Here is a 21,883-nt window from a genome sequence, read left to right on the forward strand (position 1 = left end):
GGCCCGCTCCCTGGAGCGGGCCTTCCGCGTTTCTGAGCTAAACGGCTGCCAGCCGGTTCATCGAGTGCTGGATCAACTCGACCAGCACCGCCTTCGACGACTCACGGTTCCGTGCGTCGCACAGGATCACCGGGATCTGCTCGTCGAGGTCCAGGGCGTGCCGGACCTCGTCCACCGTGTACAGCTGCGACCCGTCGAAGCAGTTCACGGCGACGATGAACGGGATCTGCCGGTGCTCGAAGAAGTCGATCGAGGGGAACGACGAGTCGAGCCGGCGCGTGTCCACCAGGACCACGGCGCCGATCGCGCCGGTCGCCAGTTCGTCCCACATGAACCAGAACCTGTTCTGGCCGGGCGTGCCGAACAGGTACAGCACCACCTTGGTGTTGATGGTGATGCGACCGAAGTCGAGGGCGACGGTGGTGGTGTCCTTGCCCTCGATGCCCGCGAGGTCGTCGACGTGCACGCCGGCCTCGGTGAGCAGTTCCTCGGTCCGCAGCGGCGGGATCTCGGACACCGACGCGACCATCGTGGTCTTGCCGGTGCCGAACCCGCCCGCGATGACGATCTTGACCGCGGTCGGCACGATCAGCTGGCCATCAGATCCCACGAACACCATCCAGTACGGCCTGCAGGAGATCCCTGTCGGGAACATTGGGGGTGGAAGTCTGCACGAGCACGTCACCCCGCTCGATGAGGTCCGACAGCAGGACCTTCACCACGACGAGCGGCACGTCGAGGTAGGCAGCGACCTCGGCGACCGAGAGGGGGCGTGCGCACAGGGCCATGATCTCGCGATGTTCGACCGTCAGCGACGTCTGGTCGGACGCAAACGAGGAGGCGCGAACCTGCGTCACGAGGTGGAGGTCAGGCGCGTTCGGCCGGGTGCGGCCACGCACCATCGCGTAGGGCCGCACCAGCGGCCCCGCGGCCTCGTCGTACCACCAGTCCTCGCGCGAGGTCATCAGCGAGACTCACGCGCCGAGGGCACGGTCGCGGTCTCCGCGCGAGGAGCCGACGAGAGGTACGTTCCCACGCGCTTGACCAGCATGTTCATCTCGTACGCGATCATGCCCATGTCCGCGTCCTCCTCACCCAGCACGGCCAGGCAGGCGCCGTGACCGGCAGCGGTCACGAACAAGTATGCGTGCTCCATCTCCACGATGGTCTGCCGAACGGCGCCACCACCGAAATGGCGGCCGGTACCGCGGGCGAGCGACTGGAACGCCGACGCCATCGCGGACAGGTGCTCCGAGTCGTCGCGGGACAGCCCGGCCGAGCGGCCGAGCAGGAGTCCGTCCGCCGACAGCACGACCGCGTGGCGGGCGCCGACCACTCGCTGGATCAGGTCCTCCAGCAACCAGTTCAGTTCGCCGTGCTGGCTTGCAGTGTCCTTCATGACGAGGGGGCTCCTTCTGATCTCCAGTCGTCGGTCAGCCGGGCGTCACGGGTACCCCGCTGGAACGCGGCGAACCCGTCACGGGTGCGCTCGGCCGACCTGTCGCCGATCACCGGCTCGGCGTGGGGCGGTTCCTCCGAGGACTGCATGAGCTGCGGCGCGAGGTTCTGCCGCTTCTTCCTGCGGGGAAGGGGTGCCTTCCCGTCCTGGGCCGGAGGTGCCGCGGGGGTCGATTCCTCCACCGACGCGTCTGCTGCGGGTGCGAGTGCGCTCATACCAGGTTCTACGAGCGCGTTCAGCCCCGCGTTCAGTGCCGCTTGCACTTCGGGATTCACCTTCACGGGAAAGCTCGGGTGGTCCTCGGTGTGCCCGTGGTACGTGTCGTGGAACGACCGCACCGGCATCTGCGTGGTCTCGGTGATGTCGCCCGCGGTGTTGTGCGGGGCGACGATGTTCGGAGGAAGCACGCACAACGCGACCGTGCCGCCGTAGGGCGAGTCGCGCAGCTCCACCTTGATGCCCCGCCGTGCGGCCAGCCGGGCGACGACGAACAGCCCGAGGCGGGACTCGCCGCGGAACGCCATCGTCTCGAAGTCGGGTGGGTTGGAGAGCTTCGCGTTGGCCTGGAGACGTTCTTCCTGCGTCATGCCGAGGCCGTGGTCCTCGATCTCCACGACGAGGCCGTGCTGGGCTGCGCTCGAGTGGATGGTCACTTCCGAGCGGGGCGACGAGAACGCCGTCGCGTTGTCGACGAGCTCGGCGAGCAGGTGGATGGTGTCGGCGACGGCCACGCCCACCAGTGCGCGGTCGGGCACCGGGTTGACCCTGACCCGGACGTACTGCTCGGTCTCGGCGACGGCGGAGCGGATGACGTCGCTCAGCCGCACGGGCTTGCGCCACTGCCTGCCGGGCTGCTCGCCGGCGAGGATGATCAGGTTCTCCGCGTTGCGGCGGGCGCGGGTCGCCAGGTGGTCGAGCTGGAAGAGCGAGTCGAGCTGCTCGGGGTGCTCCTCTTCCCGTTCCAGCTTGTCGAGGATCTTGAGCTGCCGGTGCACGAGCCCCTGGTTGCGGTGCGCGATGTCGAGGAAGACCCGGTTCACGCCCTCGCGCGCCTGCGTCTCCTTCACCGCCGCCGCGACGGCCGTGTACTGGGCCGCGTTGAACGCGTCGGCGACCTGGCCGATCTCGTCGTTGCCGTAGTCGAGCGGCGGCATGTCGCGGTGCACGTCCACCTGCTCACCGCCGCGCAGGCGCGCCACGATGTGCGGCAGCCGTTCCTGCGCGAGCCGCAGCGTGTCCTCCCGCAGCGACGCCAGCCGCATGACGAGGGCCTTCGACACGAGCCGGTTCGAGATGCGCAACGCCAGCACGATGCCGACGACGACCGCGAGCAGCGCGATGAGGCTGCCGATCAGCACCGCGGCGACGCGGCTGTCGGCCTTGTCGAGACCGAGGTCGGCGGCGTCGCGGGCCTGCGTGACGGCGAGTCCGACGAGGTTGTCGTGCACGGGGCTCGCCACCCCGCGCCACTGCGCGTCGGTGACCGCCGTGTCCCCGTTGACGATCTTGCCCTCGAGGTCGAGCAGCGTCCGGTACTCGGTGCTGCCGCGCAACGCGTCGTACTGCGAGCGCGGCTGCTCCAGCGCGAACGGGATCGTGGTGTCGAGGCCCGAGTGGTAGGCGCCGGTCAGCCGGGCGAACTCGACGCGTTCGGGCGCGGTGAACGTGCCGTTGAGCAGCCCGCGCGACCCGATCGTGGCGGCGCGCGAGAGCCAGTCCGCGGTCTGGAAGATCGTGATGGCCTGGACGCCAGCCTGGCTCGCCTCCGCGTCGGGCACGAGCCGCGCCTGCCGGGACAGCAGCGCGACGCCCGAGTCGAGGAGGCTGTTGTAGTAGTCGTAGACCGCCTGCGGGTTCGCCGACCCCGAGTCGACGCCCGCGCGCTGCTGCGGCAGTTCGCCCAGCACGGAGTTCAGCGCGTTGATCCGGTCGACGGTGTCCTGCGGCTCGGAGAGGTCGGCGAGCGCGTCCTTCATCTTGCGCACCGCTTCGTCCGTGACGCCCTGCTGGCGCTTCAGACCGGCCTTGTCGACGCCCTCGGCCTTGCTGAGGACCTCCAAGGTCAGCTGGCGTTCCTTCTGCAGGCCCGCGAGCGCCTCGACGGACGGGATCGTCGCGCCCTTCACCCCGGTCGCGACCGACCGCATGTAAAAACCGTCGAAAAGGGTGTAAGAGGAGAAAACGGCCCACATGACCAGCAGCACCACGCTGGGAACGACCACGACACCGGCCAGCCGCGACCTAATGGTCCGGTAGTTGGTCGGTGTGTACCCGCTCTTCTCGTTCACAGCGCTCTCACGGTCTCCTGTGTCCCACGGCTAGCGCTGCGGGTTACCTGAGTAACTCCTTCGGCTGTAATCAGGTTACGGCCGGAGATCATCGTTACTCAATGACAGCGATCACACGCACTACGCGTTGCGCAGGCTACCCAGTCGAGTGAGTCCAGCAACACCCGGTACGGGGGTTCTTGCCTAGTGAGAACCCCCGTACGGGCTAGTTCCGTCGTTCCGTTCTACGGCCGCTCCACCGCGACAACGTTGTAAGTCGTCTCGGGTGTCGGAGGCGTGCTGAACCGGGCATTCGGCAGGTAGAGGCGCTTGCCGAACGCGGCCACCGTCGTGGGAACGTCGAACCGCGCGTCCGTGCGTTCCGCCGCGAGCGTCGCGCCGTCACGGCTGAGTGTGTAGCGCGCGACTTTGTTCAGGCGGTTTTGCACCACGTACAACTGCCGCCCCTCACGCAACAGACCGTCGCCATTGGTGAGTGTTTGACCGCTCAAATTGATCTCGGCTGTTTTCCCGCTCCGGGGATCGGCCCGGAACAGCTTTCCGGTGTTGCTCTGCACGACGATCAGGCCGCCGTCGAGCCCGGTGACGATGCCGTTGAGGTTCGTCGCGCCGGGGGTGACGACGAGGTCGCCGGTGAGCGCGAGCGTGCGGTGCGGTTTGAGGTTCAGCGGCACTTCGTAGAGCACCGCCTTGCGCGAGTCGGTGAACCACGCCGACTTCTCGGTCAGCACGACGTCGTTGACGAACGTGTCCGCGGTCGCGAACTGGAACGTCGCCAGCAACTTGCCCGACCGCGTGTCGTAGACCCGTGCGTCGCCACCGACACCACCGGCGACCCACAGCCGCTTGCGGTCGTCGACCTTCAGACCGAGCGACGGCGTGCCGGGCCCCTTGGCGAGCACCTTGCCCTTGCCGGTGCGCAGGTCCGCCGCGTAGATCGACCCGTCGGCCCGGGACCCGAAGTAGGCCTTCGTGCCGCTGATCGCGATGCCTTCGGGTTGCCACCCGTTGGGCAGGGCGAACTCGGTCGGGAAACTCTTCGAACCGTCTGCGGTGGCCGGCGCCGCGACGGTGAGCGTGACGCCCAGGACCGCCGCGAGCAGGACACCGAATCTGCGGTACATGCCGCCTCCTTGTCAGAGGATTGGGTGCCCCTGATCCTTCCCCGGCTGGGCGGCGAACCGGAGTTTTCTCAGCAATCCGACATCTCTACAGGTCAGCCGCCGCCTCCGCGATGAGTTCCAGCGACTCACCCTCCCCGAGCGCGGTCTCCTGCAGGCTCGCGAACCGCGCCGCGCACTCCTCCGTCAGCCCCGGCTCCTCGACGTACTCGCCCTTGATGAACGTCTCCAGGTAGGCCACGTCGTTGTGCTGCCGGTGCGGGAACCCCAGCAACGTGAACGGCGACCCCATCGCCGGGTACGCCCCCGCGCCGCGCGGCACCACCCGCACGCTCACCGCCGGGTGCTCGCTGGTCTCCATCAGGTGCAGCAACTGCGCCTTCATGGCTCGTGGCCCACCGATCACGTGCCGCAGCACCGCCTCCGGGAACACGGCGTGCGCCACCAACGGGTCCTTGCCGTTCAGCCGGGACGCCCACGCCTCCCGCACCATCGCCAGCCGTGCCGTGCGCACCGGGTCGTCGGACTGCATCACCGCGTTCAGGTACCCGGGAAGCTGGAAGACCGCGGGCACGAGATCCGTCGTGAACACCCGCAGCAGCGTCGCCTCGAACACGAGGTTCGCGAAGTCCGCCGCCGGGTCGAAGTCCGGCCCGCCGGCCGAACGCGCGCGCACCCGTTCCGCGTGCTGCGCCCGCACCACCACGGCCTGCCACTCCGCGACGGGCACCTTGTAGACGTACCCGAGCGCCATGACGTCCACGGGGGCCGACGGCTGCACCGCGTTCTCCATCATGGACAGCTTGGCGCTGCTGAAGCCCACGCGCTGACCGGCCTCGGTGAGGCTCAGCTCGCGCTCGGCGCGCCACCCGGCCAGCTGACGCCCGATGGCGCGTTCGAGCGTCGTGGCCCGGAAATCCTTCGGCATGACGCGAAGGATATGACCAATTCGGATTCCCGAAAGGGACGGGTCGGTGTGGACAACCCTTTACTGGCAAGGAAGTTCGTTCACCGGAGCGCCTTGCGTTAAACGCTCCGACGCCTACCTACGACTGATGACGTTTTGCGCGCGCATGGGCACGCACGAGGTCATGGAACCTGAACGCGTAGTCGCCGACCTCAGTCAGCAACGACTTCTCCACCAGGTCGTCCAGCGCGTCCTCGACGTCGCACTCCGACTCCCCCGCGATCGCCGCCGCCACCGGCACGCCGAACGCGTCCGACTCCCACGCGCAAAGTCGGTAGAGCCGCGCCTGCCGTTCAGGAAGCTCCACATAGGACTGATCGAGCAGCGGCCCGAGCCGTCCGTCGTCGGGCAGCGGGCCGACCTCGATCCCCTGCCCCAGGCCCAGTTCCCGGCGACTGGTCACGAGCACGGTGCCGGACGCCGGCAACAGTGGTGTCACCTGCTCGGCCGAGTCCGCGTTGTCCAGCAACAGGGTGAACTGCCGGCGCAGGACGAGACTGCGGAACACGGCCGGTTCGTCGGCGGGTTCGGCGTGGAGGCCGAACGCCCGCAGCACCCGGCTCAGGTCGTGCGCGGCCAGGTCGAGGTACAGCTGGGCGCCGGATCCCCTGTCCCGCAACCACTTGAGCGCCAGCGCGGTCTTGCCCGCACCGGCCGCGCCGTGCAGCACCGTCACCCCGGCCCTGATGCCCGCCAGCTCGGCGTCCCTGCCCACGAAGTGCGGCGGCGGCGCAGGTGGCCGAAAGCGCGGTGGTACGTCGTTCCTGCCCCTGATGACCCCAGTGGCTTTGACAGCCAGCACGTCACTCATCACCCGTACCTCCCCGACACGTTGAAGCTACGGGCTTTCCTCCGCTTTCATCAGACGGCCATAGAGTGATCGCACGTGAGCGCGGCTCCTGCTTTCGAGGTCGACGACCGCACCTGGCGGCCGTTGACGATGATCTTGCAGGTGAGCTCGCCGTGCACGCCCTCGAGCCGCACGACGACCCGGCCCTTGCGCTTGCCCATGCGCTCGAACGGCAGGTCGGGGTTGCGCAGGGTGCGTTCCTCCTCGCCGGGGAACGTGTAGGTGAGCCGGTCGGTCGTACCCGTCCCCTCGACCACCACGCGGATGCTGGGCGCTACCGCACAGCCGGTGATTCCGGCCAGCAGCAGGCCCACGAGTAAGGCGGCGGTCTTCATGCCCCGAACAGTAGGAAGCGGAGACGTGCCGCAGCATCAGCCTGAAGGCTCAAGTGGCATCAGCCATCAGAGTGACAACCCCTGATGCCTCAGACATTCCTCGACCCTGAATCGCTCGACCTCGCGGTCCAGCCCCTCGGGCAGGGAGAGCAACCGGTGCTCGACCTCCAGCGCCGCGCAGGCCTGCACGAGCAGCGCGTCGTAGGCCTGACGAGCACCGATCTTCTTCGCGGCCGACGCCCCGGGTTCGAACCCGGCCCGTGTCCGGCGCACACGACGAAGGTCGGCCGCGATTCGTTCTATCGGCCGATGGTCGGGCACCGTTCCAAGCTACCCGGCCTGCAACGCGAGGAAGAGGTCCACGCGCGCCTCGAACTCCGCGAGGTCCGCGCCGAGCAGTTCCTCCACGCGCCCCACCCGGTACCGCAGCGTGTTGACGTGGACGTGCAGCCGGGCCGCTGCCGCCGTCCAGGAGCCAGAACAGTCCAGGAACACCTTCAACGTGCCCACGAGATCCGACCCGTGCTCGGCGTCGTAGTCCAGCACGGGCCCGAGGAGCCGCCGTCGCAACGAAGTGCGCAACTCCTCCGGCACGCCCGCGAGCAGCAGTTGGTGCAGTGCGATCTCTTCGCCCGCCACCACACACGTGCGGCCGCCACGGCGCTCCCCCAGCCGACGCGCGTGCGTGGCTTCCTCAGCGGCCCCGCGGAGCCCTCGGGACGTGACGGGTGAGCTGATGCCGACGAGCACGCGGGACGAGCCGAGGCCCGGTTCCATCACGCGCATCGCCTCGCGGAGGTCGTCGGGCAGCGAGTCGCCGGCCTTGGCGACCGCGTAGACGGTGTCGCCGACGGGCGTCACGAGGGCCTGCGGCAGCGCCTCCTCCAGCACCGCCGCCGCCAGGTCGGGCCGCTGGTCGGACGTCACCGCGCTGATGACCCGCAGCTGGGCGCGTTCCAGACCGGCTGCCGCGAGCCGTGACTCGACGTCGGCCGAGCCGCTCAGCACCGCGGACACCAGGGGCGCGGCGGTGCGGTTCTCGATCTGACGGCCCTGGGCCTCGCGCAGCCTCTCCAGCCCCACGAGCGACGCGAGCTCGGTGGCGGCCTCCTGCTGGACCGCGCCGCGAACGACGAGGATCCAGCTGGTGAGGCGGTTGCCACCGCGTTCGGAGACGGGCACGAGGGTCACGCCCTTGACCGTCTTCGGCAGCCGGTCGGCCTGGAGGAACTCCTTGACCAGGGTGAGGCGGTCCGGCAGTTCGCCGCCCGCGACGACGCGGCCCGCCGTGGACAGCACCCAGCAGGACGCGCCGAGTTCGTGACTGCCGGCGAGCAGCAGCGCGGGCAGGCCGGAGCCCTCCGCGACGACGTTGAGCAGGCGGCGGTGGCGGGAGAGCCCCACCAGTTCCATCGAGACGCGTTCGGTGATGGTCGCGAACGACAGGTCGACGGGCACTTCGAGCAACGGCACGTGGTGGCGCTCACAGGCGTCGACGAGGTCGAGAGGCAGCGCGCGGTTCTCGGTCTCGGACGCGGCCAGCCCGGCGACGCGGGCCGAGGCGAGCGAGCGGACGAACGTCTCGGAGTCCTGCGGGCCGTGGTGCCAGAGCAGGCCGGACAGCACGAGCTCCCCGCCGGACAGGTACCGGCTGGGGTCGGGCAGCTCCGTTCCGTACACGCGGGAGACCGTGCGGTCGAGCTGGTCCTCACCGGTGTGCAGGCTCAGGCGCAGTTCCGGCATCTGCAGCAACGTCCGCAGCAGCAACATGACAGGTCACTTTCGTCCATTCGTGTTTGTAGGAAAGCACAAATCCTCGTCGTGCAGGGGCCTGGCGATTCATGTACTTCTGCCGTAGAGGAACACAGCCGTGTCTCTGTGTACTGGCTCACAACCAGATGGGAGGGCGAGTGACGATCTCCACGCACGTGCTGGACGCGGCACGCGGCAGGCCGTTCGCCGGCATCGCCGTGTCGCTGCGACGCCGCGACGGGTCCGAAGTGGCGAACGCCGAGACGAACACCGACGGCCGGATCACCGGTTGGGGTGAAGGCCTCGAAGCCGGGGTCTACCGGCTGGTGTTCGACACGGCGGAGGCCGCGCCGTTCTTCCCCGAGGTCGTGCTCACCTTCGACTACTCCGATCCGGCGCAGCACTACCACGTGCCGCTGCTGCTGTCGCCGTTCGCCTACTCCACCTACCGAGGTAGCTGACGATGGACTTCCTTCGACCGGAAACGCTTGCGGAGGCGTTGGAGCTGAAAGCCCAGCGCCCTGATGCCGTGCCGATCGCCGGCGGCACGGACGTCATGGTGGAGCTGAACTACGACCACCGCAGGCCCTCCGCCCTGCTCGACCTCACCCGGATCCCCGAGCTCCAGCAGTGGTCGGACGGGCTGCGCGTCGGCGCGGGTGTGCCGTACGTGCGGATCATCGAGGAACTCGGCGCCGAGCTGCCGGGCCTCGCGATGGCCGCACGAACGGTCGGCTCGCCGCAGATCCGCAACCGCGGCACGGTCGGCGGCAACCTCGGCGCGGCCTCCCCCGCCGGGGACACGCACCCGGTGCTGCTGGCGTCCGACGCGGTCATCGAGGTGGCCTCCGTGCGCGGCACGCGGATGATCCCCGCCGCCGAGTTCTACCTGGGGGTGAAGCGGAACGCGCTGGAGCAGGACGAACTGATCGTGGCCGTTCACCTGACGCCTGCCAAGGGGCCACAGCAGTTCTCGAAGGTCGGCACCCGCAACGCCATGGTGATCGCGGTGTGCTCGTTCGGGATCTCGCTGTTCCCGCAGGAGAACCGGGTGGGCGCGGCGGTCGGGTCCGCGGCTCCGACGCCGCGCCGGGCTCCCGAGGCCGAGCAGTTCCTGGCCTCGGCGGTGGACTTCCAAAACCCGAAGCCGCTGCTCGACTCGGTGAAGCGCGAGTTCGGCGAGCTGGTCTCGCGGGCCGCGTCGCCGATCGACGACGTGCGCGGGTCGGCGGCGTACCGCAAGCACGCGCTGGCCGTGATGGCACGCAGAACGCTGGGCTGGGCTTGGCAGGAACTCATGGACGGGGAGCAGGCATGCGCGTGAACGTGACGGTCAACGGCGAGCAGCGCCAGGCCGACGACGTGTGGGAGGGCGAGTCGCTGCTGTTCGTGCTGCGCGAGCGGCTCGGGCTGCCCGGTTCGAAGAACGCCTGCGAGCAGGGTGAGTGCGGTTCGTGCACGGTGTACCTGGACGACGTGCCGGTGTGCGCGTGCCTGGTCGCGGCCGGGCAGGTCCAGGACCGCGAGGTGCGCACGGTCGAGGGCCTGGCCGACGGTGACCGGCTCGACCCGGTGCAGGAGGCCTTCGTCGAGGCGGGGGCGGTGCAGTGCGGGTTCTGCACGCCCGGACTCGTCGTGCAGGCGCACGACCTGCTGGACCGCGTGCCGAACCCGTCCGATCCGGAGATCCGCGAGGCGCTGGCCGGGAACCTGTGCCGCTGTACGGGGTACGAGAAGATCCTGGACGCCGTGCGACTGGCGGCGTCGCGCCGATGATCGTCCTCGACCGCTGCGCGGTGTCCACTGTGGACGAGGCCGGGACCGAGCACGCGTCCGGGCACGTCGTGATCGACGACGGACGGATCCGGTCCGTCGGTGCCGGCCCCGCCCCGAGGCCCTCCGAGTCGCACACCTACGTCGACGCGTCGTCGTGCCTGGTCACGCCGGGGCTGATCAACACCCACCACCACCTCTACCAGTGGGCGACGCGCGGCCTCGCGACCGACGCCACGCTGTTCGAGTGGCTGACCACGCTGTACCCGGTGTGGCGCGGGCTGGACGACACCGTGACGCACGCGGCGGCGTCGGCAGGGCTCGCGAAGCTGGCGCTGACGGGCTGCACGCTGGCCGCCGACCACCACTACGTCTTCCCCTCCGGTGGCGGCGACGTGTTCGACGCGCTGGTGTCGGCGGGCCGGCGCATAGGCATCCGACTGGAGGCGATCCGCGGCTCGATGGACCGCGGCCAGTCGCACGGCGGACTGCCGCCGGACAACCTGGTCGAGGAGACCGAGGCCGCGCTGATCGCGACCGAGCGGGCGATCGGCGACTACCACTCGACCGCGGACGACGCGCTGGTGCGGGTGGCCGTCGGACCGTGCTCGCCCTTCTCCGTGTCGCGCGAACTCATGGCCGGCGCGGCTTCGCTCGCTCGCCGGCACGGCGTCCGGCTGCACACGCACCTCGCCGAGACGATCGACGAGGAGGAGCAGTGCCTGGCCGAGAACGGCTGCACGCCGACCGAGTACGCCGAGCAGCTCGGCTGGCTGGGGCCGGACGTGTGGCTCGCCCACACCGTGCACCTGAACGGTGACGCCGTGAAGCGCCTCGGGGCGACGCGCACCGGATCCGCGCACTGCCCGACGTCCAACGGCCGGCTGGGCACCGGGATCGCACCCGTCCGCGACCTGCTGGACGCAGGCGCCCCGGTCGGGCTCGGTGTCGACGGGGCCGCGTCCAATGAGGACGGTGGCCTGGTCGTCGAGCTGCGGTCGGCGCTCTACCAGGCACGTCAGCGCGGTGGTCCGGCCGCGATGAACGCCCGCGAGGCGTTGCGGATGGGCACGATGGGCGGCGCGCAGGTGCTGGGCCGCGCGGACTCGCTGGGGTCGATCGAACCGGGCAAGGTCGCGGACCTCGCCGTGTGGGACCTGTCCGGACTGGACTACGCGGGGATCGCGGACCCGGTGGCGGCACTCGTGCTCGGCACTCCCCCGCCGTTGAAACTGTTGATCGTGGGCGGTGAGGTCGTGGTGCGGGACGGGGTCCTGCTCACGGCGTCCACCGACGAACTGGCGCGTGACCTCTCCGCGGCCAGTCTGAAGCTCCAGGAGGCTGCGCGATGACCCTCACTCCCGCCGAACTGACCTCCGCGGTCTCGGGTGGCATCGGGACGTCGCCGCAGCGCCCGGACGGCAACCTCAAGGTGCGCGGCGAGTTCGCCTACTCGTCCGACCTGTGGCACGAGGACATGATCTGGGGCGCGACCCTGCGCTCACCGCACCCGTACGCCCGCATCACGTCGGTCGATCTGACGGAAGCGTTGAAGGTGCCGGGCGTGTACGCGGTGCTGACGCACTCGGACGTACCCGGCCGCAACCTGTACGGGCTGGAGCACAAGGACCAGCCGGTGCTGGCCGTGGACGTCGTGCGCTACCAGGGCGAGCCGATCGCGCTGGTCGGCGCGGACCACCCCGAGACGGCGCAGCGGGCGATGAAGAAGATCGTCGTGACCTACGACGTGCTGGAACCCGTGGTGGACATGGAGACCGCGGCGCAGGACACGCCGCTGCACCCCGGCGGGAACCTGGTGCGGCACGTGCCGATCCGGCGTGGCTCGCAGGACGTCGAGGCCGAGGTCGTGGTGACCGGGCGGTACGAGGTCGGCATGCAGGACCAGGCGTTCCTCGGGCCGGAGTCCGGGCTCGCGGTGCCGGCCACCGACGGCTCGATCGACCTGTACGTCGCGACGCAGTGGCTGCACGTCGACCGCGACCAGGTGGCGGCCGCTCTCGGGTTGCCGCAGGAGCAGGTGCGGCTGACGCTGTCCGGTGTCGGCGGCGCGTTCGGTGGCCGCGAGGACCTGTCGATGCAGGTGCACGCGTGCCTGCTGGCCCTGCACACCGGCAAGCCCGTGAAGATGGTCTACAACCGCGAAGAGTCGTTCTACGGGCACGTGCACCGGCACCCGGCCGTGCTGTACTACGAGCACGGCGCCGACCACACCGGCAAGCTCGTGTACGTCCGCACTCGCATGTACCTCGATGGCGGCGCTTACGCCTCTTCGACACCCGCTGTCGTGGCGAACGCGGCTACGTTGGGCGTTGGTCCGTACGAGGTCGACAACGTCACGATCGACGCCTACGGCCTCTACACGAACAACCCGCCGTGCGGTGCGATGCGTGGATTCGGTGCTGTGCAGGCAGGTTTCGCCTACGAGTCCCAGATGGACAAGCTGGCCGAAGCGCTCGGCATGTCACCGGTCGACGTCCGCGTCCGCAACGCGATGACCGAGGGCTCGGTGATGCCGACCGGTCAGGTCGTCGACTCGGCCGCACCCGTCGCGCAGCTGCTGAAGCTGGTGCAGGACAAGCCTCTGCCCGCCGGCACGTCGTCGGACATCCGCGAACTGCCCGGTGGCGTCTCGAACACCACGCACGGCGAGGGCGTCGTCCGCGGCGTCGGCTACGCGGTCGGCATCAAGAACATCTGCTTCTCCGAGGGCTACGACGACTACTCGACCGCCCGCGTCCGGGTGTCGATGGTCAACGGGGAGTTGGCCGCCGCCGTGCACACCGCCGCGTGCGAGGTCGGCCAGGGCCTGGTGACGATCATGCAGCAGATCGTGCGGACCGAACTCGGCATCGAGCGCGTGACCGTGCTGCCGATGGACACCACGATCGGCAACGGCGGCTCCACCTCGGCCTCGCGCCAGACGTACGTGACCGGTGGCGCCGTGAAGGCCGCCTGTGCTCTGGTGCAGGCGCGTTTGGACGGTCGCACCGACATCGGCGACGAGGTGATCGACGAGACCACCGAGTGGCGGCACCGCGCGACCGAGGCGCTGGATCCCGAGACGGGACAAGGCAACGCGCACGTCCAGTACGGGTTCGCCGCCCACCGCGCCGTCGTCGACGTGGACGTCGACCTCGGCCTGGTGCGCGTGGTCTCCCTGGACTGCGCGCAGGACGTGGGCAAGGCGCTGAACCCGCAGGCCGTCGTGGGCCAGATCCAGGGCGGTTCCGCCCAGGGCCTCGGTCTCGCGGTGATGGAGGAGATCCAGACCTCCGGCGGCAAGGTGCGCAACCCGTCCTTCACCGACTACCTGATTCCCACCGTGCTCGACATGCCGCCGATGAGCATCGACGTGCTCGAGCTCGCCGATCCCCACGCCCCGTACGGGATCCGTGGCGTCGGCGAACCGCCCACCATCTCGTCGACCCCGGCGATCGTGGCGGCGATCCGCGCGGCGACCGGCTTGGCGCTCACCCGCGTCCCGGTCCGCCCGGAACACCTCACCGGTACCTGAGCTTCTGGAGTTCCTGCTGTGAACGCACATCTTCTTGCCACCATCGACCTGGCCACCCAGAACGTGGCCTCCGGCGGGGGCCCGTTCGGCGCGATGATCGTCCGTGACGGCGAGGTGATCGCCACCGGTGTGAACCAGGTGACGCCGAACCTCGACCCGACCGCGCACGCCGAGGTCGTCGCGATCCGCGCGGCCTGCCAGGCACTCGGTGACTTCAAGCTGACCGGCTGCACGCTGATCTCGTCGTGCGAGCCGTGTCCCCTGTGCCTGTCCGCCGCGCTCTGGGCGCGCGTGGACAAGGTGATCTACGCCGCCGACCGCCACGACGCGGCGGCGGCAGGTTTCGACGACCGGGAGTTCTACGAGCTGTTCAGCAAGTCCCGTTCCGACTGGGACCTGCCTGTGCACCAGATCTCCACGGGCGAGGACAACGCCCCGTTCACCGCGTGGATGTCACTCGCGACTCGTATCGATTACTGACGGCCACAAGCCTGTCTAGCTGACCGGAGCTTGCATCTGCTTAAACGCGTTCCGGCGTTGGAACGCGCCCACCGGCATGGGAAAGGCCGTCCTCCATGACCCAGTTACGGAGCCGACAATCGACGTCGGCCCTCGACCAGTTCTTCCGCATCACCGAACGTGGCAGCTCTTTGGGCCGTGAGGTGCGCGGTGGCATCACGACTTTCGTCGCGATGTCGTACATCGTGCTGCTGAACCCGTTGATCCTCGGCGCGTCCGCGGACATCACCGGCGCCAAGCTCACCATCGCGGAGATCACCACCGCGACGGCACTGGCCGCGGGCGTGATGACCGTCCTCATGGGACTCGTCGGCAACGCGCCCCTCGCCATCGCCGCCGGTCTCGGCGTCAACGGCGTGGTGGCCTTCCAGATGGCGCCCGAGATGACCTGGGCGCAGGCCTTCGGTCTGGTGGTGCTGGAAGGCGTCTGCATCGTGATCATGGCGGCCTCCGGGGTCCGCGAGCGGATCATCAACGCGATCCCGGAGCCGTTGAAGATCGCGATCACAGTGGGCATCGGGCTCTACATCGCCCTGGTGGGACTGGTCTCCGCCGGTTTCGTGACCCGCACGCCGGACGCGGCGCACTCGACGGTGCCGGTGCGGATGGGCGTCGACGGCCACCTGAGCGGCTGGCCGATCGCGATCTTCTGCCTGGGTCTGCTGCTGATGATCGTGCTGATGGCGCGGGGCGTGCCCGGTGCCGTGCTGATCAGCATCGTGGTCGCCACCCTCGTCGCCATCGGCGTGAACGCCGCGTTCGACGTGCAGGGCTGGGGGCTGGTGACCCCCTCGCTGCCCTCGTCGGTGGTGAGCTCGCCGGACTTCGGGTTGTTCGGACGGGTGGACCTGTTCGGCGGGTTCGTGTCGGCGGGCGTGATCGCGGCGACGATCTTCCTGTTCACCCTGGTGCTGTCCGGCTTCTTCGACGCCATGGGCACGATCACGTCGGTGTCCGACGAGGCCGGTCTCACCAAGGACGGCAAGGTCGAGGGGATGGGCAGGATCCTGATGGTCGACGGTGCCGGCGCGATCGCCGGTGGCGTCACGGGGTCCGCCCCGAACACCGTGTTCCTGGAGTCGGCGGCGGGCGTTGGCGAAGGCGCCCGCACCGGTCTGGCCTCGGTGGTGACCGGCGGACTCTTCCTGGTGGCACTGCTCTTCACGCCGCTCGCGACGGTCGTGCCCGCCCAGGCGGCGGCTCCGGCACTGGTGGTGATCGGCGGCCTGATGATGACGCAGATCCGCCGAATCCCCTGGCAGGAAACGGACTACACGATCCCGGTCTTCCTCACGATCGCGATCATCCCGTTCACCTACTCGATCACCAACGGCATCGGCGCGGGCCTCGTGTCCTACGTCGTGCTGCGCATCTGCAAGGGCCGCTGGCCCGGCTGGCTGATGACCGGCCTCGCGCTGATGTTCGCCGTGTACTTCGGCGTGGACCTGATCACCGGCAAGTGACACGAGGGCTCGGCCGGGCGGCCACCCGGCCGAGCCCCTTCAGGAGGACTCGATGCGTGACCTCGCTTCGACTTTGCTCACGTGGGACCGGTTCGCGGTCGCCTCGGTGGTGGCCGTGCGCGGCAGTGCGCCGCGTCCGGTCGGCGCCGCGATGGCCGTCGGTCCCTCGGGTGAGGTGATCGGCAGCGTGTCCGGCGGCTGCGTGGAGGCCGAGGTCCACGACCTGGCGTGCCAGGTGCTCGCCTCCGGTGTTCCCGCGCTCGCCTCGTTCGGCTACTCCGACGACACGGCGTTCGCGGTCGGCCTCACCTGCGGCGGCTCGCTGGACGTGCTGGTGCAGCGCGACTCCCCGTCGTTGCGCGCGGCCCTGGAGGCTTCCGTCGCGGGACAACCGCTCTCGGTTCGCTTCGAGGCCGAGGGCAGGGTGTTCACCGAGTCGTGGATGCCACCACCGCGCCTGCTCGTGTTCGGCGCCATCGACCACGCCGCCGCGGTGGCCGAGATCGGACGCTTCCTCGGCTATCACGTGACCGTGTGCGACGCACGCCCCGTGTTCGCCACACCCGAACGTTTCCCCGCAGCCCACTCAGTTGTCGTCGACTGGCCGCACCGCTACCTCGCGTCCACCCACACCGACTCGTCCACCGCCGTCGTGGTGCTGACCCACGACCCCAAGTTCGACATCCCGGTGCTGGTGGAAGCCCTGTCCAGGCCCTTGGCGTTCGTCGGTGCGCTCGGCTCCCGCCGCACACACCGGGAACGGCTCGCTCGGCTGCGCGCGGAGGGCGTCCCCGAGGCCTCGCTGGCGCGGCTTCGCTCCCCCGTCGGCCTCGACCTGGGCGGCCGCAGCCCCGCCGAGACCGCGGTGTCGATCGCGGCCGAGCTCGTCGCCGTGCGGCACGGCGGCACCGGCCTGCCCCTGACCTCGCTGACCACCCCCATCCACCGAACCCTGGAGAGTCATGGCACTGATCTTCCTCAACGGCGGCGGCATGAAGGGCGGACCGCTGCACTCGCAACTGCAGGGCACGCCGATGGTGTGCAGGGCGCGGAGTGCGGCCAGGTACCGGTACTTCTCGGTGCGGGGGCAGTTCCCCGCGATGCACGAGTCGGGCTCGGCCTCGGTGGTGGGTGAGCTCTACGACCTGCCGCTCAAGGTCCTGCGCGACCACCTGGTCCCCGCCGAACCGGCCGAGCTGGAGATCGGCGTCATCGAACTGGAGGACGGCAGCGCGGCCCTCGCGACCGTCCTGCGCGACGCGATGGTCGACCCGTTGCTCCATTCAGGTGACATACGAGACATCTCGTATCTGGGGGACTGGCGGGAGTTCCTTCATCGCGAGGGGTGAGGGAAGTGGCATCGGGGGGTGCCACAGGCAAGGGGGAGTTGCCGCAGGCGGCGGGTCCGGTTCCGGCCGGGCCCGCCGCGGGGGATCCCGCGTTCAGCGTTCCCGGCCGCGCAGCAGCCCGCGTTCGTACGCCACCGCCACCGCCGCCGCCCGGTCCGACACCCCGAGCTTCGCGTAGACGTGCAGCAGGTGGGTCTTCACCGTCGCCTCACTGATGAACAGCGCCGCCGCCACCGCCCGGTTCGTCGTCCCCTTGGCCACCAACGCCAGCACGTCGAGCTCGCGCGTGGACAACGGCTCCAGCGCGGGCTCCCGCACCTGCCCGAGCAGTCTCGTGGCCACGGCGGGAGACAGCACCGCCTCGCCCGAGTGCGCCGCGCGGATGGCGCGCTGCAGTTCGTCGCGCGGGGTGTCCTTCAGCAGGTAGCCGGTGGCGCCCGCCTTGATGGCCGGCAGCACGTCGCGGTCCGTGTCGTAGGTGGTGAGCACCAGGACGCGGCACGGGTGGTCGCGCAGCCGTTCGATCGCGGAGACGCCGTCGGAGCCCGGCATGCGCAGGTCCATCAGCACCACGTCGGGCGCCACGGCCGTGACGACGGCGACCGCCTCGTCTCCCGACGCGGCCTCGCCGACCACCTCGAAGTCCCCTGTGGACAGCATGCCGCGCAGGCCGTCGCGGACCACCGGGTGGTCGTCGACGATGACCAGGCGGATCACGCGGGCACCCGCGCCGAGATCGCCGTGCCCGCGCCCGGTTCGGACTCCACGAACAACGCGCCGGACAGGCGGTGCACGCGGTGGCGCATCGCGGGCAGGCCGAAACCGCCGGACTGCGCCGCCAGGTCGAAGCCCACGCCGTCGTCGCGCACGTCCAAAGTCACCACGTCCTCCATGTACGACAGGGTCAGGCCCACGCGGGACGCCGAGGCGTGCTTCGCCACGTTCGCCAGAGCCTCCTGGGCGGTGCGCAGCAACGCGACCTCCACCTCCGGGTGCATTTCGCGCACGGCTCCGGTCAGCGTCACCGAGATCGGCACGCCGTTGTGCTTGGACCAGCCCGCCGCGACGTCGTCCAGGGCCTCGTGCAGCGCGGCCGAGTCGAGCGCCGGTGGTTGCAGGGCGTGCACCGAACGACGGGCCTCGGCCAGGTTCGAGCGCGCCAGTTCCGCGGCCACCGCCACGCGGCGTTCCCAGTCTGTGCTCGTGGCCGCCGACAGTTGCGTGATGATGCCCGCCAGGCCCTGCGCCAGGGTGTCGTGGATCTCGCCGGCCATGCGGTGCCGTTCGTCCTGCACCCCTGCCTCGTGCGCCTGCACCAGCAACTGGGCGTGCAGGCCCTCGTTCTCCTCCAGGAGTTCCTTGCGCAGCCTGGACTGTTCGGTCGTCACGTGGCCGACGTAGGTGAAGGTGCACGCCACCACCACGAAGATGAGCAGCAGCAACCAGAACGCCGCCTCCTCCCCCGCGGGCGGGTAGCCGCCGAACAACGACAGCGTCGCCAGCCCCGCCGTCAGCGCCACGACGAAGAACATCCAGCGGCCGCGCAGGACCTCGCTCGCGTGGATGTAGACCGCGTACGACACCGCGCCGAACCAGTGCTCCTGCAGGCCGAGCACGCCGTAGAACACGACCATGCCGCCGACGAACACGGCCATGAGCTCCGGCCTGCCGTGCCACGCGGGATGCAGCGTGAACCACCACAACATCCACACGAAACCGAACGCCACGACGCCGTACGTGAACCACCGCTCCGCCGCCGACTGCGTGGTGAAGATCGAGTACAGCACCGTCGTCACGGTCAGCACGAAGTACGGGATGACGCGGGCGATCGAGACGAGCCTGCGCTCCCACCTGTCCAACGCGGCCATGTCCACGAACTACTCCCAGCGGAAGGTCTTGGCCGCGACGGTACCTGCCACGAGGCTCACCAGCCCCATGATCGCGAGATGCCTCCAGTCCGGCGCGGTACCGAGCCACGCCTGCTGCAACGCCTCCACCCCGGGAGGCGTGTACGAACCGATCGCCTGGATCACCGAGGGCAGCATGAACCGCGGCAGGTACACGCCGCCGAAGAACATCAGCAGCATGAACACCACCGTCGCCCAGCCACCGGCCGCCCGCGCGCTCGGGGCCAGGGCGGCGATCACCAGGCCCAACGCGAACGTGCCCGCGCCTCCCAGCAGCACGGCACACGCCAGGCCGAGCGGATGGTGAGGCAGGTCGACGCCGAAAACGACGTACCCCACGAGCACAAGGAGCAGCACCGACAAGATCACCGCGACGAAGTTGACCACCATCTGCCCCGCCAGCAACCGCGCCGGGTGCATGGGCGTCGTCGACAACCGCCGCAGCACGCCCTTCTCCCGGTAGGTCGCGACGACGGCGGGCAGGCGCTGCAACCCGATGAACACCAGCGTGAACACGACGAGCGCCGACATGTAGCTGTCGATGAACCGCTGACCGCCGAAGTTCGCGTCGGGTGTCCGCAACGCCGGGATCGCGCCCAGCACCAGCAACAACAAGCTGGGGAACAACACCGCGAACAGCGAGTTCAGCCGATCGCGCAGGAACAACCGCGCCTCGATCTCAATGATCTTCAACATCACGACCCCCGGTGAGTTCGACGTAGGCGTCGTCCAGGGAGACCTGGTCGACGCGGAGCTGGCGTGCCACGACCTGTCGCCGTGCCAGCAGGGAGGTCACCGCGTGCACCAGGTTCTCCGACCCGCTGACCACGAGCTGTTCCCCCACCGCCGACACCGAGGTGACCTCCGGCAGCGCCTCCAGCAACGCCACGTCCAGCGCGACGGACGGCACGAACCGCACCCGCGTGGCACCGTCCACACGCGACACCAGCGCGGACGGCGTGTCCAGCGCGACGATCCGCCCGTCGCGGAACACCGCCACCCGGTCGCAGAGCCGTTCCGCCTCCTCCATGAAGTGCGTGACCAGCAGGATCGTCACGCCGGCCGCCCGCACCTCCTCGATCACCGACCAGGTGTCCCGCCGCGCCTGCGGGTCGAGCCCCGTCGTCAGCTCGTCCAGGATCGCGATCCGCGGCGACCCGATGAGCGCCAGCGCGATCGACAGCCGCTGCTTCAGCCCGCCCGACAGCTGCCCGAACTCCGACTTGAGGTGCGAGGTCAGTCCCAGCCGCTCCGACCAGTCGGCCGGGGACGGGTAGAACGACGAGAACAACTCCAGTGCCTCGCTGACCCGCATCCGCTCCGGCAGTTCCGAGTCCTGCAACTGCACCCCGATCGACGCACGCACGTCGGCCGGCCGTTGCCCCAGCACCGACACGTTCCCCCGGTCGGGCGTCCGCAGCCCCGACACGCACTCGACCGTCGTCGTCTTGCCCGCGCCGTTCGGCCCCAGGACCCCGAAGATCTCCCCCTCGGCCACCTCGAACGACACGGAGTCCACCGCCACGCGGGGCCCGTACCTCTTCCCGAGGTCGCGCACTTCGATGATTGCCATGCCCCCAGCCTCGGAGAACGAAGCGCGAAGATCATCGAACGACGAGCGCGACCTGGATCAACCGATCGGTTGATGCCGTCAGTCAGCCTGGACCACAACGGTTCGCAGCGCGACGGCCACGCGGGTTACGGGTTCGGCCAACGGTCCCGGCAACCGCGCCAGCAGCACCCTGCGCTGCTCGGCCGGTCCGCCCCGCACCGGCAAAACCCGCACCCCGGCGGGCAGTACCTCGGTCAGCGACGTGGGCACCGTCGTGATGCCGAGGCCCGCCCCGACCAGGTGCAGCTTCGCCAGCCAGTCCCGTGCGGTGTGCGCGACCACGGGCCGTTCGTCCAGTCCTGGCCACACCCCCATCACCCACGGATCACCGGGCCCGGCGATCCAGCGCTGGCCCCGCAGGTCGGCCACGTCGATGTAGTCGTTGCGCGCCAACGGGTGCGTGGACGGAACTGCCACGCGCAGGCTGCGTTCGACGAGGGTGTCCACCTCCAGCGCGGGGATCTCGTCGTCCGGGGCGCGGAACGGTGGCGCGGAGCTGATCAACGCGATGTCCACCGTGCCGGCACGCAACGCGCGCACCAGCGCCGGTGTGCTCCCCTCGCGCGTGACGACGGTGATCGACGGATGCGTCCGCGCCAGCGACTGGAGCGCCTGCGGCAGGAGCCAGGCGCCGGCCGTCGCGAACCAGCCGAGCCGGACGGTGCCCTCGTCCTCCGGCAGCCCGGCGAGCTCTCGGGTCCCGGCGTCGATCTGGTCGACCACGACGGCGGCGCGGCGCAGGACGAGCCGACCGGCCGGGGTGAGCCGCACGCCGTCGTGCCGCCGCTCCAGCAACTCCGCGCCCGCCGCCCGTTCCAGAGCCGCGATCTGCCGGGACACCGCCGACTGCGTGTAGCCCAGAGCCGTCGCCGCCGCGGTGAGCGTGCCCCGCTCCGCCACCTCGCGGAACACGCGCAGAGCGACCAGGGACGCATCGGTGAAGGCCATGACGT

24 protein-coding genes are annotated in these 21,883 nt (G+C 69.8%); 9 read left to right on the top strand and 15 right to left on the bottom strand.

Features of this window, described 5'->3' with window-relative positions; genetic code table 11:
* Nucleotides 1–37: 37 nt before the first annotated feature.
* The 10 genes from PV646_RS40475 to PV646_RS40520 form a co-directional block, all read right to left on the bottom strand.
* On the bottom strand, nucleotides 38–619 hold the full coding sequence (locus PV646_RS40475) for a GTP-binding protein (protein WP_500347980.1): 582 nt from the start codon (nucleotides 617–619) through the stop codon (nucleotides 38–40).
* Complete coding sequence (locus PV646_RS40480) at nucleotides 600–965, bottom strand: DUF742 domain-containing protein (RefSeq protein WP_500347982.1); 366 nt, start codon at nucleotides 963–965, stop codon at nucleotides 600–602. The genes PV646_RS40475 and PV646_RS40480 overlap by 20 nt, the downstream gene beginning before the upstream one ends.
* Complete coding sequence (locus PV646_RS40485; RefSeq protein ID WP_189155882.1) at nucleotides 965–1,399, bottom strand: roadblock/LC7 domain-containing protein; 435 nt, start codon at nucleotides 1,397–1,399, stop codon at nucleotides 965–967. Before PV646_RS40485 ends, PV646_RS40480 begins: the two co-directional genes overlap by 1 nt.
* On the bottom strand, nucleotides 1,396–3,747 hold the full coding sequence (locus PV646_RS40490; protein ID WP_500347984.1) for a sensor histidine kinase: 2,352 nt from the start codon (nucleotides 3,745–3,747) through the stop codon (nucleotides 1,396–1,398). Before PV646_RS40490 ends, PV646_RS40485 begins: the two co-directional genes overlap by 4 nt.
* Nucleotides 3,748–3,971: 224 nt before the next feature.
* Nucleotides 3,972–4,871, bottom strand: a complete 900-nt coding sequence (locus PV646_RS40495) for an SMP-30/gluconolactonase/LRE family protein (RefSeq protein WP_500347986.1) — start codon at nucleotides 4,869–4,871, stop codon at nucleotides 3,972–3,974.
* An 85-nt stretch (nucleotides 4,872–4,956) separates the two neighbouring features.
* Entirely contained in the window at nucleotides 4,957–5,796 is an 840-nt protein-coding gene (locus tag PV646_RS40500) for a helix-turn-helix domain-containing protein (RefSeq protein ID WP_500347988.1), read from the bottom strand.
* Between the two features lie 118 nt (nucleotides 5,797–5,914).
* The gene (locus tag PV646_RS40505; protein WP_500347989.1) at nucleotides 5,915–6,646 is read right to left on the bottom strand and encodes a hypothetical protein; all 732 of its coding nucleotides are present in this window, start codon (nucleotides 6,644–6,646) and stop codon (nucleotides 5,915–5,917) included.
* A gap of 50 nt (nucleotides 6,647–6,696) precedes the next feature.
* A complete protein-coding gene (locus PV646_RS40510; RefSeq protein ID WP_500347991.1) occupies nucleotides 6,697–7,020 on the bottom strand; it encodes a hypothetical protein in 324 nt (107 codons plus the stop codon).
* A 66-nt stretch (nucleotides 7,021–7,086) separates the two neighbouring features.
* Nucleotides 7,087–7,293: a hypothetical protein gene (locus PV646_RS40515; protein WP_500347992.1), complete on the bottom strand. Its 207-nt coding sequence runs from the start codon at nucleotides 7,291–7,293 to the stop codon at nucleotides 7,087–7,089.
* Nucleotides 7,294–7,350: 57 nt separating this feature from the next.
* Entirely contained in the window at nucleotides 7,351–8,790 is a 1,440-nt protein-coding gene (locus PV646_RS40520; protein WP_500347993.1) for a PucR family transcriptional regulator, read from the bottom strand.
* Nucleotides 8,791–8,930: 140 nt separating this feature from the next.
* Between PV646_RS40520 and uraH the strand changes: the two genes are divergently transcribed.
* The 9 genes from uraH to PV646_RS40565 all read left to right on the top strand — a co-directional run bounded on the left by uraH (nucleotide 8,931) and on the right by PV646_RS40565 (nucleotide 17,411).
* Nucleotides 8,931–9,233, top strand: coding sequence for a hydroxyisourate hydrolase (gene uraH, locus PV646_RS40525; RefSeq protein WP_500347995.1), 303 nt, complete (start codon nucleotides 8,931–8,933; stop codon nucleotides 9,231–9,233).
* Nucleotides 9,234–9,235: 2 nt separating this feature from the next.
* The gene (locus PV646_RS40530; protein WP_500347997.1) at nucleotides 9,236–10,096 is read left to right on the top strand and encodes an FAD binding domain-containing protein; all 861 of its coding nucleotides are present in this window, start codon (nucleotides 9,236–9,238) and stop codon (nucleotides 10,094–10,096) included.
* Nucleotides 10,087–10,548 carry a (2Fe-2S)-binding protein gene (locus PV646_RS40535; RefSeq protein ID WP_500347999.1) on the top strand — a complete coding sequence of 154 codons (462 nt, stop codon included), beginning with the start codon at nucleotides 10,087–10,089 and terminating at the stop codon, nucleotides 10,546–10,548. The genes PV646_RS40530 and PV646_RS40535 overlap by 10 nt, the downstream gene beginning before the upstream one ends.
* Entirely contained in the window at nucleotides 10,545–11,897 is a 1,353-nt protein-coding gene (locus PV646_RS40540) for an 8-oxoguanine deaminase (protein ID WP_500348001.1), read from the top strand. Before PV646_RS40535 ends, PV646_RS40540 begins: the two co-directional genes overlap by 4 nt.
* Nucleotides 11,894–14,080, top strand: coding sequence for a molybdopterin cofactor-binding domain-containing protein (locus tag PV646_RS40545; RefSeq protein ID WP_500348003.1), 2,187 nt, complete (start codon nucleotides 11,894–11,896; stop codon nucleotides 14,078–14,080). The genes PV646_RS40540 and PV646_RS40545 overlap by 4 nt, the downstream gene beginning before the upstream one ends.
* Before the next feature lie 18 nt (nucleotides 14,081–14,098).
* Entirely contained in the window at nucleotides 14,099–14,560 is a 462-nt protein-coding gene (locus tag PV646_RS40550) for a nucleoside deaminase (RefSeq protein ID WP_500348005.1), read from the top strand.
* Between the two features lie 95 nt (nucleotides 14,561–14,655).
* Nucleotides 14,656–16,062 (top strand): NCS2 family permease, encoded by a 1,407-nt coding sequence (locus PV646_RS40555; RefSeq protein ID WP_500348007.1) that lies wholly within the window; start codon nucleotides 14,656–14,658, stop codon nucleotides 16,060–16,062.
* A 52-nt stretch (nucleotides 16,063–16,114) separates the two neighbouring features.
* Complete coding sequence (locus tag PV646_RS40560) at nucleotides 16,115–17,197, top strand: XdhC family protein (RefSeq protein WP_500348008.1); 1,083 nt, start codon at nucleotides 16,115–16,117, stop codon at nucleotides 17,195–17,197.
* Nucleotides 17,082–17,411 carry an allophanate hydrolase-related protein gene (locus PV646_RS40565; RefSeq protein ID WP_373294128.1) on the top strand — a complete coding sequence of 110 codons (330 nt, stop codon included), beginning with the start codon at nucleotides 17,082–17,084 and terminating at the stop codon, nucleotides 17,409–17,411. The genes PV646_RS40560 and PV646_RS40565 overlap by 116 nt, the downstream gene beginning before the upstream one ends.
* A gap of 93 nt (nucleotides 17,412–17,504) precedes the next feature.
* Here the strand turns inward: PV646_RS40565 and PV646_RS40570 are convergent, their stop codons facing one another.
* The 5 genes from PV646_RS40570 to PV646_RS40590 all read right to left on the bottom strand — a co-directional run bounded on the left by PV646_RS40570 (nucleotide 17,505) and on the right by PV646_RS40590 (nucleotide 21,878).
* Nucleotides 17,505–18,128, bottom strand: coding sequence for a response regulator (locus tag PV646_RS40570; RefSeq protein ID WP_500348009.1), 624 nt, complete (start codon nucleotides 18,126–18,128; stop codon nucleotides 17,505–17,507).
* A complete protein-coding gene (locus PV646_RS40575; protein ID WP_500348288.1) occupies nucleotides 18,125–19,279 on the bottom strand; it encodes a sensor histidine kinase in 1,155 nt (384 codons plus the stop codon). Before PV646_RS40575 ends, PV646_RS40570 begins: the two co-directional genes overlap by 4 nt.
* Nucleotides 19,280–19,288: 9 nt before the next feature.
* Entirely contained in the window at nucleotides 19,289–20,014 is a 726-nt protein-coding gene (locus tag PV646_RS40580) for an ABC transporter permease (RefSeq protein WP_500348011.1), read from the bottom strand.
* Nucleotides 19,998–20,891 (bottom strand): ABC transporter ATP-binding protein, encoded by an 894-nt coding sequence (locus tag PV646_RS40585; RefSeq protein WP_500348015.1) that lies wholly within the window; start codon nucleotides 20,889–20,891, stop codon nucleotides 19,998–20,000. The genes PV646_RS40580 and PV646_RS40585 overlap by 17 nt, the downstream gene beginning before the upstream one ends.
* Before the next feature lie 78 nt (nucleotides 20,892–20,969).
* Complete coding sequence (locus PV646_RS40590) at nucleotides 20,970–21,878, bottom strand: LysR family transcriptional regulator (protein ID WP_500348017.1); 909 nt, start codon at nucleotides 21,876–21,878, stop codon at nucleotides 20,970–20,972.
* Between the last annotated feature and the right edge of the window lie 5 nt (nucleotides 21,879–21,883).

Source organism: Streptomyces sp. ID05-26A (assembly GCF_033794685.1).
Taxonomy (GTDB): Bacteria; Actinomycetota; Actinomycetes; order Mycobacteriales; family Pseudonocardiaceae; genus Lentzea.